Genomic DNA, 13,606 nt, shown 5'->3' on the forward strand with positions numbered 1-13,606 from the left:
ACCATGCATGCTGCTTTCCGCAAGCTGTAGTGCCGAACCGTCGGGGGAAACCGGATCGACCGCGGCCCCCGCCGGCGACGCGGGCGAGCCGGTGTCAGTGCTGGACAGCGCCGATTTCGCAACGCGATCCTTCGGCACGTTCGACGAGCCCTGGGCCGCCGCTTTCGCCCCGGGCACCGCGATGCTGTTCGTAACCGAGAAGAGCGGGACGATGAAATTCGTCGATACCGCGACCGGGCGGACCGGCACGGTCGCCGGAATGCCCGATGTCGACTATGGCGGCCAGGGCGGCCTGGGCGACGTGGCGTTCCTGCCTTCGGAAAGCGCGGATACGCTGGGCAGCCGCACGATCTATCTGACCTGGGCCGAAGCCGGTGAAGGCGACACGCGCGGCGCGGCGCTGGGCAAAGGGACGCTGGCCTGCGATGGGGCCGATGCCTGCGCTGTCGAAGGGCTGGAGGTGATCTGGCGCCAGCAGCCCAAGGTCACCGGCCGCGGGCATTATTCGCATCGGATCGCGATCGCGCCCGATGGACAGCACCTGTTCCTGTCCTCGGGCGATCGGCAGAAGATGGAGCCGGCGCAGGACCTTTCGAACACGCTTGGTTCTGTCCTGCGGCTGACGCTGGATGGCGCGGCGGCACCGGGCAATCCCTTCGCCGACCGCGGCAGCCCGTCCGACCAGATTTGGTCCTATGGCCATCGCAACGTGCTCGGCCTCAGGTTCGACGCCCAGGGGCGGCTGTGGGATCTGGAGCACGGGCCGGCGGGCGGCGACGAGCTGAATCTAGTGGAGCGCGGGGTCAACTACGGCTGGCCGGTCGTATCCGATGGCGAGCATTATAACGGCGACCCCATCCCCGCCCACGCGACCCGCCCCGAATTCCGCGCCCCGGCAATCGGCTGGACCCCGGTGATCGCACCGGGCGATTTCCTGTTCTATTCGGGCAAGCTGTGGCCCGAATGGGAAGGCCAGGCGATCATCGCGGCGATGAAGCCGGCGGGCATCGTGCGCGTCGCGATTGACGGCGAAAGCGCGCGCGAAGCGGCGCGAGTGGCCTCCGAAAACCGGATTCGCGAGATCGTGGAAGGGCCCGATGGCGCGCTGTGGATCCTCGAAGACGGCAGCGGCCGCCTGATCCGCGTGACGCCGGGCTGATCCGGATTGCTCTGCCCGACAAAGGCGGGCAGCGGCAGGCCCAAGGCGAAATTGGTCGACTCCGCCGCGCGCCGCGCTTAACCGCGCGCGCCAATGGCAACGATAGTACCCCTTGGCTCCATCGACCCCGCACTGGTCGAGGAACTGCTCGACCGGGCTTTCGGCCCGGACCGGCACGCGCGCACGGCCTATCGCATTCGCGAGGGGACGGCTTGGCTGCCCGCGCTCAGCTTCGCCGCGGCGGATGACGAGGGGTATCTGGTCGGCACGATCCAGCTATGGCCGGTCGCGCTGACCGATCCCGAGGGGCGCGCGCACCCGATGATCATGGTCGGCCCGGTCGCGGTCGTGCCCGAACGGCAGCAGGAAGGGTTCGGCAAGGCGCTGATGCTGGCCGCTCTCGGCGCGCTCGATGCTGGCGCCCTGCCGCAGGTGATGATCGGCGATGCGGATTACTATGGCCGCTTCTTCGGCTTCAGCGCCGCGCCGACGGCCGGATGGCATTGCCCGGGCCCCTTCGACCCCGCCCGCCTGCTGGTGCGGTGCGATAACCCCGCGATTCTGCCGGCAGAAGGGATGCTGGGCCCGTGGCGCGAAACGGCAAGCGAACGCGCCGAGGATTGAGTCGTCCCCGGCAATCTGCCAACGCCGGGACACAATGCCTTACGATCCGCCTCCCGAACTCGCGGGCCTGACGCTCGATCAGATTGCCGAACAGGTCGCGCAGCGCAAGCTGCCGCCTGTCGAACAGTGGAACCCCGAAAAGACCGGCGACAGCGCGATGCGCATTGCCGCCGATGGCGGCTGGTTGCACGAAGGCAGCCCGATCGCGCGCCAGGCGATGGTGCGCGCCTTCGCCGGGCTGCTGACGCGCGATGCGGCGGGTCGGCACTGGCTCGTCACCCCGTTCGAGAAGCTGACGATAGAGGTCGAGGACGCGGCCTTCATCGCCACCGATGTCGTGCGCCGCGATGGCGGGCTGGCCTTCCGCCTCAATACCGATGACCTCGTGATCGCCGGCCCCGACCACCGCCTGCGCGCCGCCGGCACGGCGGACAATCCGGCGATCTACCTCGGCGTGCGGCGCGGGTGCGAGGCGCGGCTGAACCGGAGCACCTGGCTCCAACTCGCCGAAATCGCGCTGACCGAAGGCGACGGCACGCAAGTGACGAGCGGCGGCGAGGCGTTCTCGCTGATGCCGGAATGAGCGCGCTGTTCGACCGGCTCCAGACCCTGTTCGAACAGGGGCACCGGGCCGAAATTCCCGATCTCCTGTCGGACGAACGCTTCGCCGATGCGGACCGGACGGCCGATGCTGCGGTGCTGATCGCGGTCACCGATCGCCCGGCCCCCGGCGTGATCCTGACCCAGCGCCCCGCCGGAATGCGCAATCACCCTGGCCAGGTCGCCTTTCCCGGCGGCAAGATCGACCCGGGCGAAAACGCCATCCAGGCCGCCCTGCGCGAGGCGGAGGAGGAGCTGGCGATGCAGCGGGCGCAGGTCCGCATCGTCGGCGCGACCGATCGTTACCAGACCGGCACCGGTTTCGACATCACGCCGGTTCTGGGCGTCGTCCCGCCCGATCTGCCGCTGGTGCCCAATCCGGGCGAGGTCGAGGCGTGGTTCGAGGCGCCGCTCGACATCATGCTCGACCGCGATAACTGGACCGAGCACGAGGTGTTCTGGAACGGGGCGACCCGGCGATATCTGGAATACCATCACGAAGGTTTCCGCATCTGGGGCGTGACGGCGGCGATCATCGCCAACCTGTCGCGCCGGATCGAATACCGGGCCCTGTTCGATGCCTGACGCCCTGCCCCGGACTTTGCCCCAGACGCGCTGGACCCAGCGGGCCGATCTCGCCGCGCTGGTCGAGGCGATCGGGCCAGCGAACCTGCGCTGGGTCGGCGGCGCGGTGCGCGATACCCTGCTGGGCGATGCCGTGAACGATGTCGATGCGGCGACCCCGCTCACGCCCGATGCGGTAATCGACCGGCTGCGCGCGGCGGGCATTCGTGTGGTTCCCACCGGCATAGAGCACGGCACCGTCACCGCGGTTCTGCCCGAAGGGAATGTCGAGGTCACGACCCTGCGGCGCGACGTGTCCACCGACGGGCGCCGCGCCACCGTCGCCTTCGCAAGCGATTGGCGCGATGACGCCGCGCGCCGCGATTTCACGATCAACGCGCTCTACGCCGCGCCCGACACGCGCGAGATCTTCGACTGGTTCGGTGGGCTGGAGGATCTGGCAGCCCGCCGCGTGCGCTTTATCGGCGAGGCGCGGCAGCGCATTCGCGAAGATCACTTGCGCATCCTGCGCTATTTCCGTTTCCAGGCCCGCTTCGGTGCGACGCTCGATCCCGAGGCGGAAGAGGCCTGCGGCGAACTGGCACCGATGCTGAAAGGGCTGTCGCGAGAACGGGTCGCGGCGGAGCTGCTTAACCTCCTCGCGCTGCCCGATCCGGCGGACACCGTGGCGCGGATGTTTGCACTCGGCATTCTGCCCGTGATCCTGCCCGAAGCGGGGCAGCATGGGATCGAGGCGCTGCGACGGCTCATTTCCGCCGAACACTCGGCGGGTGTGCGGCGCGATCCCGTGCGCCGGCTGTCGGCGCTGCTGCCTGCCCTCCCTCCGGTCGCCGAAACGGTCGCCTCGCGCCTGCGGCTGTCGAGAGCACAGCGCGAGCGGATCGCCTGCGCCGCCGCACGAACCGCCGCCGACCACGACGATCCGCGTGGCCTTGCCTATCGCGAAGGGCGCGAATGCGCGGTCGACCGGCTGCTGATCAACGGGGGCGACATTGCGCCGCTGATGGATTGGGAGGTTCCCGCGCTGCCGCTGAAAGGCGGGGAGATCGTCGCCCGCGGAATCGCCGCCGGCCCCGATGTCGCCCGCATCCTGCGCGCAGTGGAACAGAAGTGGATCGCCGAAGGCTTTCCGGCGCGTGATCGGGTGAACCGTATCGTAGAAGAGATACTCCGCACTTTCTGAATCTTGCTTCATCGTGGTTTAATGTCGACCTCTCTATACGGAGACTGTTGCCATCGCTCGCCTCGCTTGCGATGGAGCCGTTCGCCCTTTTCAGGGTGTATCGGGTTCCTGCTGTTCCAGCGGGGCACGGCGCGGAAGGCGTTTCGACACTTCCAGCGCACCCGTATTCCATGACGGTCTATTTCCCGCGGGCCCAGCGCGCGTGAGCGAATATATTGAGTTTTCACTATTACGGAGTTTGAATTTATGAAGTTCTCGAAAATGGCCATCACCGCCATCGCCGCCGCCGGTCTCGCCACCGCCGCCCATGCACAGGGCGTGTCGGTCGGTGCCACGGTTTATGGCCCGGAAGGCAACTCGGTCGGCACGATCGAGAACGTTGCTGAAGGCGTGGTGACCGTGAACACCGGCAAGCACCGCGCGCCGCTGCCCGCCAACGCCTTCGGCGAAGGCGAACAGGGCCCGACGATTACGGTGACCAAGGCTCAGCTCGATCAGATGCTCGACGAACAGCTCGCTGCCGCCAATGCCCAGCGTGATGCCGCACTGGTCGCCACCGCGGCGGTCATCACGGCCGACAATCAGCAGCTCGGCGTGGTCAAGAGCGTCGAAGGCGACAACGTGATCGTGACCGGTGCCGATACCGACCTGAACCTGCTGCGCGAACACTTCGCCGTGAACCAGAGCGGCCAGTTGATCGTTCTGTTCACCCAGGCACAGATCCAGCAGGCTCTCGCCGCGCAGACCGCTGCCGCGCAGGGCGGCCAGGGTGCTGCCGAGGGCAGCCGCTAAGACACAGGCTTCATGCCGAACCGGGGCCGGTCGCGCACAGGCGCGGCCGGCCCTTTTTCTGTTTGGCGATACGCGTAGCGGTCACAAAGTCGAAGAGAGCTGCGCCCCTACCAACCTTTGCCCCCTCGCCGATCCCCAGCGACGGCTGGGGTCTCAGGCCATCGGGCGGAGCGCCTGCGGCCCGAGATCCCTGCCTTCGCAGGGACTCAGGCAAGGTTGGCCGCCTGAGCGACCGCGACAATGGCCGCGCTAGAACCGGTTGTCCTTCGGGAAGCCCTGCGGCGGCAGGCGGCCGGCGGCGCCGCGCGCGACCTTCCATTGCCAGATCTCGTTCTCCGTCCGGGTGCGCCCGGTTTCGCCGCCCATCGTCCAGCTCAGGCCATCGGCCAGGGTGAACGTCGTCGCGTCGCTCAGCCCCCCGTCGCGATAACGTTGCAGCATGACCCCCTGGCCCCGCGCGAGCATCGGCAGTTCTTCGAGATTGAAGACCACCAGCTTGCGATTGTCGCCGACGACCGCGACGTGATCGTGTGCATCGGCAATCTCGCGCACCACGCGCAGCTTGGCCCCGCCCTTGAGGTTGACGACCTGCCGCCCCTTGCGCGTTTCGGCCAGGATCTCCTCGGTCGCGGCGGCAAAGCCCTTGCCCGTCGTCGCGGCGAGCAGGAGCTGCCCCTTGGGCCGATGGACGACGAGGCCCACGATCTGCGCCTCCGGGTCCATGTCGATCATATTGCGGATCGGTTCGCCGAACCCGCGCGCGCCCGGCAGCTTGTCCGCACCGAGGGTGAAGATCCGCCCGTCGTCCGCCGCCACCAGCAGTTTATCGGTCGTCTGCGCATGGAGCGCATAGGCCGGCCCGTCGCCTTCCTTGAACTTCCAGTCGCTGTCGAGATCGGCGTGCCCCCTGGCCCCGCGGATCCAGCCCTTCTGCGACAGGATCACCGTGACCGGTTCCTTCTCTATCATCGCGTCCATGCTGAACTCGACCGCGGGGGCGGCCTCGGCGATCGTCGTGCGACGGCGGCCGAGCGGGGTATCTTCGGCATATTCCTTGCGCAGCGCGGCCAGATCGCGCTTCAGCCGGGTGCGCTGGCGGGCCGGGCTGCCGAGCAGCTTTTCCAGCTCCTCCTGTTCCTTCAGCAGGTCGGCCTTTTCCTGCCGCAGCTGCATTTCCTCCAGCTTGCGCAGGGACCGCAGGCGCATGTTGAGGATCGCTTCGGCCTGCCGCTCGGTCAGCTCGAATTCGGCCATCATCACCGGCTTCGGCTCGTCCTCCCCCCGAATGATCTCGATCACCCGGTCGAGATTGAGGAAGGCGGCGATATAGCCTTCGACCAGTTCCAGCCGGCGGGCGATCTGGTCGAGCCGATGGCGGCTGCGGCGCTGGAGCACGTCGATCTGGCTCTGCACCCAGCGGGTCAGCAGTTCTTTCAGCCCCATGACCATCGGCGTTCGGCCCATGCCGTCCGACACGTCGAGCACGTTGAGATTGAGGCCGAAGCGCGTTTCCAGGTCGCTCAGCTTGTAGAGCGATTCCTTGAGCAGTTCGGGATCGACATTGCGGCTGCGCGGCACGAAGACGAGCCGGATGTTCTCGTCGCTCTCGTCGCGGATGTCCTCCAGGATCGGCAGCTTCTTGTCGGCGATCAGCTGGGCGACCTGTTCGATCAGCTTGCCCTTGGGCACCTGATAGGGGATTTCGCTGACGACGAGCTGCCATTGCCCGCCGCCCAGCCGCTCTATCCCCGCGTCGCGATCTTCGGCCTTCTCCGCCTCCGCCGCGTGAAACCGGGCGCGAATACGGAACGATCCGCGGCCCGTTTCATAAGCGTGGGCAATGGCTTCCGGGCTGTCGACCACCAGCCCGCCGGTGGCGAAATCCGGCCCCTGGAACAGCTCCATCAGCCGGGCATGTTCGACATGCGGATTGTCGATCAGTTCCAGCGTCGCGTCGATCACTTCGGCCACGTTGTGGCTGGGGATGTTGGTCGCCATGCCCACCGCGATCCCGCTGGCCCCATTGGCAAGCAGGTTGGGGAACAGGCCGGGAAAGACCTCCGGCTCGCTTTCCTCGCCATTATAGGTCGGGATGAAATCGACCGTCCCTTCGTCCAGCCCCTCCATCAGGCGCAGGGCGGTCTTCGTCAGGCGCGCTTCGGTATAGCGGTAGGCGGCGGCGTTATCGCCGTCGATATTGCCGAAGTTCCCCTGCCCTTCCACCAGCGGATAGCGCAGGGCGAAATCCTGCGCGAGGCGGACCATCGCATCGTAAACGCTGGCATCGCCGTGCGGGTGATACTTGCCGATCACGTCGCCGACCACCCGGGCGGATTTCTTGAACGCATCGGTCGGGTTCAGCTTGAGCTGACGCATGGCCCACAGCAGCCGGCGATGGACCGGCTTCAGCCCGTCGCGCAGATCGGGCAGCGAACGCGCGGTGATGGTCGACAGGGCATAGACCAGATAGCGTTCTTCCAGCGCGGAATCGAACGGCGCATCGACGATCGCGTCGAAGGGGTCTTTTTCGTCTTCAATGGTGGCCATGCCACTGGTCCTAGCAGCGCCACGGGCTAGCTAGAAGAGCGGAACCGCGCGCTTTCCCCACGCGTTGACGGGGCAAATGGAAACGACAGGAGAATTTCCCATGGCACGCGCACTCATTCTCGCCACCGACGGCTTCGAACAGTCCGAACTTCTCGGCCCCCGCGACAATCTGGAGGAAGCCGGAATCGACACGACCATCGCCAGTCTGGAAGATGGCGAAATTCGCGGCTGGGATCAGAAGGACTGGGGCAAGAGCGTCAAGGTCGATCTTACCGTGGGCGAAGTCGAAGTCGGCGATTACGACGCGCTCGTCCTGCCCGGCGGCCAGATCAACCCGGACGTGCTGCGGATGAACGATGACGCCGTGGCGCTGGTCCGCCGCTTTGCCGACGCGGGCAAGACGGTCGCGGCGATCTGTCACGCCCCCTGGCTGCTGGCCGAAGCCGGTCTGATCGACGGCAAGACGGTGACGAGCTGGCCTTCGATCCGCACCGACCTGAAGAACGCCGGTGCCAATGTGGTCGATCAGGAAGTCGCCGAAGACGGCATTTTCATCACCAGCCGCAAACCGGACGATATTCCCGCCTTTTCGAAAGCGATCATCGCCCGGTTGCGAGACGGGCAGGAACGCCAGGCCGCCTGACCGGGCCGCTCCGCAACTATCTGAACGGGCCCGTCGCAGTGCGCGGCGGGCCCTTTCTCACGCGGCCGGTTTGCCCGCCTCGATCGCGGTCGGGTCGCGTCGGGGAATGGCCAGGGTGAAGCGCGTTTCGTTCTCGTCGGAGACGACGTCCAGCGCGCCGCCATGCAGCCGCGCGATTTCGCTGGCGATGAACAGGCCGAGGCCCAGCCCTTTCTGCCCTTCGCGGAAATCGGCGCGATAGAACGGCTCGAACAGCCGATCGCGCGCATCCGCCGGGATCGGATCGCCGCCGTTGGCGATCGACAGACGAAACTCGTCGTTCGTAGTGTGCGCTTCCAGAACTATCGGCAGGTCCGGGGCACCGTGCGAAATGGCATTGCCGAGCAGGTTGGACGCGAGCTGACCGATCCGCGCCGGGTCGCAGTCGACTGCCCGATCAAGCGCCATCGAAACCTGAAACTCGCGGCGCGGAGCGATGGCGCGGCTTTCGGCCAGGACCTGCTCCAGCGTTTCCTGCAGCGGCGCATCGGCGATCTTCTGCACCGCCAGCCCGCCGCCGAGCCTGCCGCGGGCGAAATCCATCACGTCGTCGATCAGGCGGTTGGCGCGCACGATGCTGCCGTCCATCTCGCGCAGGATCAGATGCTCGCGGTCGCCCAGCCCCTCGCATCGCCGGATCAGGCGCGTGCCGGCCTCCAGCGCGGCCAGCGGATTGCGCAAGTCGTGGCCCAACACGGCGATGAACTGATCGCGCAGTTCGATCGCCTCGTGCTCGCTCTTCGCCTGCGTTTCGGCCTTGATGCGTGCTTCTATCAGGCTGCGTTCGAACGTTCGCCGATCGACCGCCTTGAACACGGTGAGGCGGGTGAACAGGTGCCGATCCCCCTCCCCCCGCCGTTCCGCCGCATTGGCGATCACCGGTATCTTGTTGCCTCCAGCATCGACCAGATCGAGCGCGATTTCGTGCACGAACCCCTGAAGCCGCAGCAGCGGGGCGAGGTGCGTTTCGAAGGCGATCTTCCCGCCGAAGCTCAGGATCTCGTGCACCGTGTGGCCGAGCAGCGCATCATCGTTACGCCCGATCCAGTCGCACAGGGTCCTGTTCATCTTGACGATCCGGCCATCGGGCGAAAGCGACAGGTAACCGCATGGCGCGTTGTCGTAGAGGTCCTTCAGGTCCTCCGCCGGGGGGTCGTCGTGGGCTGCTGCGGGGTCAGACAAAGGCGCGGATCGCTCCAATAACCTGGTCTGGCGCGCTCAGGTTCGGGCAGTGGCCCGTGGCATCGAGCATGACGAAGGTGCTGTTCGGCAGGTTCTGGTGCACATATTCGCCGACGCACTGCGGCGCGATCACATCCTCCCGGCATTGCAGCACCAGGGTGCGCGCGGTGACCCGCGCCAGATCGTCGCGGTTGTCGGAAAAGAACGTGACCCCGGCAAATTCGCGCGCGATATCGGGATCGGTGTTGCAGAAACTGTTGGTCAGCCGCTCGCCCAGTTCGGGCCGGTCGGCATTGCCCATGATCGTCGGCCCCATCGCGGTCGACCAGCCCAGGTGATTCTCTGCCAGAAACTCCAGCAGTTCCTCGATCTGGTCGTGCGAGAAACCGCCGGCGTAATCGCCATCGTCGATATAGCGCGGCGAAGGGCCGACCATCACGAGGTCGGAGAACATCCCGGGCGCTGCGATTCCCGCCAGCGCGCCGATCATTGCGCTGACCGAATGGCCGACGAAAATCGCATCCTCCAGCGCAAGCGCGCGGCCGATTTCCACCACGTCGGCGGCATAGCCGTCGAGCGAGCCGTATCGCGCGGAATCGTACTGGCTCAGATCGGACTGCCCTGCCCCGACATAGTCGAACAGGACAATGCGGAAATCGTCCGCGAACGCGCTCGCTACATCTTTCCACATCGTCTGGTCGCAGCCGAACCCGTGGGCGAAGACCATCGTCCGCGCCCCCGTGCCGGAGATCTGGACATTGTTGCGGCGGAATACTTCGGTTGGGCCCATCGCCCGCTATGTAACGACTTGTTCAGGAAAGCGATAGCCAGTCCCGCTCGCGGGGATAGAGCGGCGTCACAATACGCTCATATCCCGGCTTTCGGACGGGATCTGGACTTCCAGCCCGTCAAGCTCGGCGCTCAGCAGGATCTGGCAGGAAAGCCGGCTGGTCCGCTGGACCCCGGCGGCGAGGTCGAGCATGTCCTCTTCCTCCTCGCTCGCTTCGGGCAGGCGGGCGAACCATTCGGCGGCGACGATCACGTGGCAGGTGGAACAGGCCATCTGCCCTTCGCATGTCCCCTCCAGCGGCATCCCTGCGGCCTGCGCCAGTTCGAGCAGGGGCGTGCCTTCGGCGCCCTCGGCTTCGGTCACCGCGCCGCGCGCCGAAACGAACCGCACCCGCACGCTCACACCCCCTGCGCCTCCGCCGCGGCGATGATCTGCTCCGCCCCGCTTTCAAGCTGTTCGATCGTGGTATAGCGGCCGAAGCCGATACGAATGGCAGTCTTCGCCTCCGCATCCGAGAGGCCGATGGCTTTCAGCACGTGGCTCGTCTTGCCCGAACCGCTGGCGCAGGCCGATCCGGCGGAGAACATGACTTCGCGGCATTCGCTCATCAGCCGGGCGACATCGAGCCCCTCGCGGCGGATGGAAAGGTTGCCGTGCCAGCGGGCATCGGCGCTGCCGTTGAGCGTCCAGCCGGAAAACAGCTCGCGCGCGCGGTTCCACAGCGTTTCGATATGGGCCGCGTCGTCTTCCCGCCGATCCTTCGCCACTTGCGCCGCCGCGCCGAAAGCGGCGCAGAGCGCGGGGCTGAGCGTTCCCGACCGCAGGCCTTCCTGCAATCCGCCGGTGACTTGCGGGTCGAGGTCCAGCCCGTCGCGCACCCATAGCGCGCCGATCCCCTTCGGCCCGTGCATCTTGTGCGCGCTGATCGCGATCATATCGGCGGCGGGCACGTCCATCTTGCCGCAGGCCTGGACCGCATCGCACAGGAACAGCGCGCCCTGTTCGCGGGCCCTTTGCGCCCACCTGGCCGCCGGCTGGATCGTCCCGATCTCGTTATTGACCGCCATGACCGCGATCAGGCCGATATCGGCGGGCAGGTCGGCAGCAGGATCGGTCAGCCCCTCGCCATCAACCGGGATCTCGCTCGCCTGGCCCAAGGCCAGCGCGGTATCGCGAACCGCCGCATGTTCGATGGCGGACAGGGCGATCCCCGCCTTTCGATGCGCCGCCGATCCGCGCATGGCGAGGTTCACCGCCTCGCAGGCATTGCCGGTGAAGATCACCCGCCCGCCCGGCGGCAGAAGCGCAGCGACGCGATCGCGTGCCACCTCCACCGCGGCAGCCGCCTGCCGCCCCATTCGATGCGGGCTGTGGGGATTGGCGAAGGCCGTGCCTTCGGGGCCGTCGAGCCAGCGCAGCATTTCCTCGCGCGCTTCGGGCGCGAGCGGGGTGGTCGCCTGATAATCGAGATAGATCATCGGCCTGCCATAGTCATCGGCAGAGCGATGTCCATGCCGCCGCGAAGCGTTCCAGTTCATCCTGCGTCGTGCTCCAGCCCAGACTGACGCGGATCGTGCGCGCCGCGACATCGTCCGCCACCGCGAAAGCATCGAGAACGCGGCTTTTCTTCAATGTGCCGGAGGAACAGGCGCTGCCCGCCGAAACCGCGAAACCCATCGCGTCAAGCCGGATCAGCAGCGCCTGCGCGCTCATCGACGGATGGGCGAGCGCGAGGATATGGGCCGCCTGCTCCCCGCCCGGCGCAACGCGGACCCCGGCCAGCTCCGCGGCGAAGGCGTCCCGCTCGGCAGCGTCGGTCCGCCAGTCGCCGGCAAAGTCGAGCGCCGCGGCAAAGCCCATGATCGCGGGCAGGTTCTCGGTACCGGGGCGATAGCCGCGCTCGTGCCCGCCGACCGGCTCCAGCAGCGCGAAGTCGCGCACCAGCAGCGCCCCGATGCCCACCGGGCCGCCCAGCTTGTGCGCGGACACGACCGCCATGTCGCAATCGGGCAAGGCGATCTTGCCCGCCGACTGCGCGCAATCGGCAAGCAGCAGCCCGCCCGCGCTGCGCACGCGCTCCCCCGCAGCAGCCTGTTGCAAAACGATCGTCCCCGTTTCGGGATTGAGATGCTGGATGGCGACAAGCGATCTGCCCTCCCCCGCCAGCACCGTATCGAGCGCGGCAGTCTCCACCGCGCCTTCGTGCATTGGCAGCACCGCGGCATCGGGCGCGGCACGAAACACCGCGTCGTGCTCTGCGGCGCTGACCGCGCGCCGCTCGGCCTTGGCCCGACCCAGCGCGATCGCCAGCGCCTCGCTCGCGCCCGAAGTGAAGATCACTTCCCCCTCCCACGCCAGCGCGCGCTTCACCCGTTCGCGCGCATCCTCCAGCGCGGCCTTGGCCTTGCGCCCTTCGGCATGGGGGCTGGATGGGTTGGCCCAAAGCCGCATACCATCCTCCATCGCGGCCCGCGCTTCGGGCCGGAGGGGGCTGGTGGCGGCATGATCGAGATAGATGCGGTCGGAAATCGGATGTCTCTCGCTAGGCGGGAAAGTGCCGCGGTGATTGCGATTTTGCTCGGGCGCACTATATAGCCCGGCACCTCGCGCGCGCCAGCCGTGCGATTATCAGCTCTAGCAGGTGCCACCCGCCCATGCCCTCAGTGATCTTTCCCGGCCCCGAAGGCCGCCTCGAAGGCCGTTTCTCTCCGCCCCCGCGCCCGCGTGCGCCGGTCGCAATGATCCTCCACCCGCACCCCCAGGGGGGCGGCACGATGAACGAACGGATCACGCAGCGGCTCTACAAGACGTTCGTCGATCGCGGCTTCGCAACGCTGCGGTTCAATTTTCGCGGCGTCGGCCGCAGCCAGGGCAGCTTCGACAACGGCGTGGGCGAATTGTCCGATGCCGCCGCCGCGCTCGACTGGGTCCAGTCGATCCATCAGGAAGCGCAGGTCACCTGGGTCGCCGGGGTCAGCTTCGGCGCCCTGATCGGCATGCAGTTGCTGATGCGCCGGCCCGAAATTCGCGGCTTCATCTCGATCGCGCCACCCGCCAATATGTACGATTTCAGCTTCCTGGCCCCCTGCCCGGCGAGCGGCATCTTCGTCCAGGGCGCAGCCGACAGCGTGGTGCAGCCGGCAGCCGTGACCAAGCTGGTGGAAAAACTGCGCACGCAGAAGCACATCACCATCCATCACGAGGAAATCCCGCGCGCCAATCACTTCTTCGAAAACGAGATCGACGAACTGATGGGCTCGGTGGACAACTACCTCGATTTCCGGCTCGACCCGTCCTGCCCGATCAAGTGACCGCACGCCCCCTTTCGGCCGCCTGAGCGCCGAAGGGGGGCTGCGCACCCCTGGGGACTGCCCGGGATTCTCCATCACGTTGCGACCTGCAACTCGAAACGGTTAGGCGCTAACAGCGTAACGTTGTATCATTCCTGTCGCGGGAGGACTT

At 67.0% G+C, this 13,606-nt stretch carries 14 protein-coding genes; 8 read left to right on the top strand and 6 right to left on the bottom strand.

The window, feature by feature from the left end; translation table 11 throughout:
- Nucleotides 1-7: 7 nt before the first annotated feature.
- From AM2010_RS05845 to AM2010_RS05870, 6 genes are all read left to right on the top strand, one after another.
- Nucleotides 8-1,159, top strand: coding sequence for a PQQ-dependent sugar dehydrogenase (locus tag AM2010_RS05845; protein WP_236699422.1), 1,152 nt, complete (start codon nt 8-10; stop codon nt 1,157-1,159).
- A 93-nt stretch (nt 1,160-1,252) separates the two neighbouring features.
- A complete protein-coding gene (locus AM2010_RS05850) occupies nt 1,253-1,783 on the top strand; it encodes a GNAT family N-acetyltransferase (RefSeq protein WP_047806268.1) in 531 nt (176 codons plus the stop codon).
- A 34-nt stretch (nt 1,784-1,817) separates the two neighbouring features.
- On the top strand, nt 1,818-2,366 hold the full coding sequence (locus AM2010_RS05855; RefSeq protein ID WP_047806269.1) for a DUF1285 domain-containing protein: 549 nt from the start codon (nt 1,818-1,820) through the stop codon (nt 2,364-2,366).
- Complete coding sequence (locus AM2010_RS05860; RefSeq protein ID WP_047806270.1) at nt 2,363-2,968, top strand: CoA pyrophosphatase; 606 nt, start codon at nt 2,363-2,365, stop codon at nt 2,966-2,968. The genes AM2010_RS05855 and AM2010_RS05860 overlap by 4 nt, the downstream gene beginning before the upstream one ends.
- Complete coding sequence (locus tag AM2010_RS05865; RefSeq protein WP_047806271.1) at nt 2,961-4,151, top strand: CCA tRNA nucleotidyltransferase; 1,191 nt, start codon at nt 2,961-2,963, stop codon at nt 4,149-4,151. The genes AM2010_RS05860 and AM2010_RS05865 overlap by 8 nt, the downstream gene beginning before the upstream one ends.
- Before the next feature lie 246 nt (nt 4,152-4,397).
- Nucleotides 4,398-4,943, top strand: coding sequence for a hypothetical protein (locus tag AM2010_RS05870; protein ID WP_047806272.1), 546 nt, complete (start codon nt 4,398-4,400; stop codon nt 4,941-4,943).
- A gap of 249 nt (nt 4,944-5,192) precedes the next feature.
- On the opposite strand, the gene parC is transcribed toward AM2010_RS05870, so the two are convergent.
- On the bottom strand, nt 5,193-7,490 hold the full coding sequence (parC, locus tag AM2010_RS05875; protein ID WP_047806273.1) for a DNA topoisomerase IV subunit A: 2,298 nt from the start codon (nt 7,488-7,490) through the stop codon (nt 5,193-5,195).
- Between the two features lie 100 nt (nt 7,491-7,590).
- Here parC and AM2010_RS05880 point away from each other — a divergent pair, with 100 nt between their 5' ends.
- Nucleotides 7,591-8,133, top strand: a complete 543-nt coding sequence (locus AM2010_RS05880; RefSeq protein ID WP_047806274.1) for a type 1 glutamine amidotransferase domain-containing protein — start codon at nt 7,591-7,593, stop codon at nt 8,131-8,133.
- A 57-nt stretch (nt 8,134-8,190) separates the two neighbouring features.
- On the opposite strand, the gene AM2010_RS05885 is transcribed toward AM2010_RS05880, so the two are convergent.
- The 5 genes from AM2010_RS05885 to AM2010_RS05905 form a co-directional block, all read right to left on the bottom strand.
- Complete coding sequence (locus AM2010_RS05885) at nt 8,191-9,354, bottom strand: PAS domain-containing sensor histidine kinase (protein ID WP_047806275.1); 1,164 nt, start codon at nt 9,352-9,354, stop codon at nt 8,191-8,193.
- Entirely contained in the window at nt 9,347-10,144 is a 798-nt protein-coding gene (locus AM2010_RS05890; protein ID WP_047806276.1) for an alpha/beta fold hydrolase, read from the bottom strand. Before AM2010_RS05890 ends, AM2010_RS05885 begins: the two co-directional genes overlap by 8 nt.
- A 66-nt stretch (nt 10,145-10,210) precedes the next feature.
- The gene (locus AM2010_RS05895) at nt 10,211-10,540 is read right to left on the bottom strand and encodes a 2Fe-2S iron-sulfur cluster-binding protein (RefSeq protein ID WP_047807745.1); all 330 of its coding nucleotides are present in this window, start codon (nt 10,538-10,540) and stop codon (nt 10,211-10,213) included.
- 2 nt (nt 10,541-10,542) lie between these two features.
- A complete protein-coding gene (locus AM2010_RS05900; RefSeq protein WP_047806277.1) occupies nt 10,543-11,622 on the bottom strand; it encodes a cysteine desulfurase family protein in 1,080 nt (359 codons plus the stop codon).
- A 13-nt stretch (nt 11,623-11,635) separates the two neighbouring features.
- Nucleotides 11,636-12,607: a cysteine desulfurase family protein gene (locus AM2010_RS05905; protein ID WP_047806278.1), complete on the bottom strand. Its 972-nt coding sequence runs from the start codon at nt 12,605-12,607 to the stop codon at nt 11,636-11,638.
- Between the two features lie 191 nt (nt 12,608-12,798).
- On the opposite strand from AM2010_RS05905, the gene AM2010_RS05910 reads away from it, so the two are divergent.
- Nucleotides 12,799-13,455 (top strand): alpha/beta hydrolase, encoded by a 657-nt coding sequence (locus tag AM2010_RS05910; protein ID WP_047806279.1) that lies wholly within the window; start codon nt 12,799-12,801, stop codon nt 13,453-13,455.
- Nucleotides 13,456-13,606 lie beyond the last annotated feature (151 nt).

Source organism: Pelagerythrobacter marensis (assembly GCF_001028625.1).
Lineage (GTDB): Bacteria > Pseudomonadota > Alphaproteobacteria > Sphingomonadales > Sphingomonadaceae > Pelagerythrobacter > Pelagerythrobacter marensis.

Excerpts from the sequence above, each read along its gene's own strand:
- AM2010_RS05890 (WP_047806276.1), bottom strand. The coding sequence starts at position 10,144 with ATGGGCCCAACCGAAGTATTCCGCCGCAACAATGTCCAGATCTCCGGC.
- AM2010_RS05900 (WP_047806277.1), bottom strand. The coding sequence starts at position 11,622 with ATGATCTATCTCGATTATCAGGCGACCACCCCGCTCGCGCCCGAAGCG.
- AM2010_RS05855 (WP_047806269.1), top strand. The coding sequence starts at position 1,818 with ATGCCTTACGATCCGCCTCCCGAACTCGCGGGCCTGACGCTCGATCAG.
- AM2010_RS05865 (WP_047806271.1), top strand. The coding sequence starts at position 2,961 with ATGCCTGACGCCCTGCCCCGGACTTTGCCCCAGACGCGCTGGACCCAG.
- AM2010_RS05905 (WP_047806278.1), bottom strand. The coding sequence starts at position 12,607 with ATGGAGGATGGTATGCGGCTTTGGGCCAACCCATCCAGCCCCCATGCC.
- AM2010_RS05910 (WP_047806279.1), top strand. The coding sequence starts at position 12,799 with ATGCCCTCAGTGATCTTTCCCGGCCCCGAAGGCCGCCTCGAAGGCCGT.
- parC (WP_047806273.1), bottom strand. The coding sequence starts at position 7,490 with ATGGCCACCATTGAAGACGAAAAAGACCCCTTCGACGCGATCGTCGAT.
- AM2010_RS05880 (WP_047806274.1), top strand. The coding sequence starts at position 7,591 with ATGGCACGCGCACTCATTCTCGCCACCGACGGCTTCGAACAGTCCGAA.
- AM2010_RS05845 (WP_236699422.1), top strand. The coding sequence starts at position 8 with ATGCTGCTTTCCGCAAGCTGTAGTGCCGAACCGTCGGGGGAAACCGGA.
- AM2010_RS05860 (WP_047806270.1), top strand. The coding sequence starts at position 2,363 with ATGAGCGCGCTGTTCGACCGGCTCCAGACCCTGTTCGAACAGGGGCAC.
- AM2010_RS05870 (WP_047806272.1), top strand. The coding sequence starts at position 4,398 with ATGAAGTTCTCGAAAATGGCCATCACCGCCATCGCCGCCGCCGGTCTC.
- AM2010_RS05850 (WP_047806268.1), top strand. The coding sequence starts at position 1,253 with ATGGCAACGATAGTACCCCTTGGCTCCATCGACCCCGCACTGGTCGAG.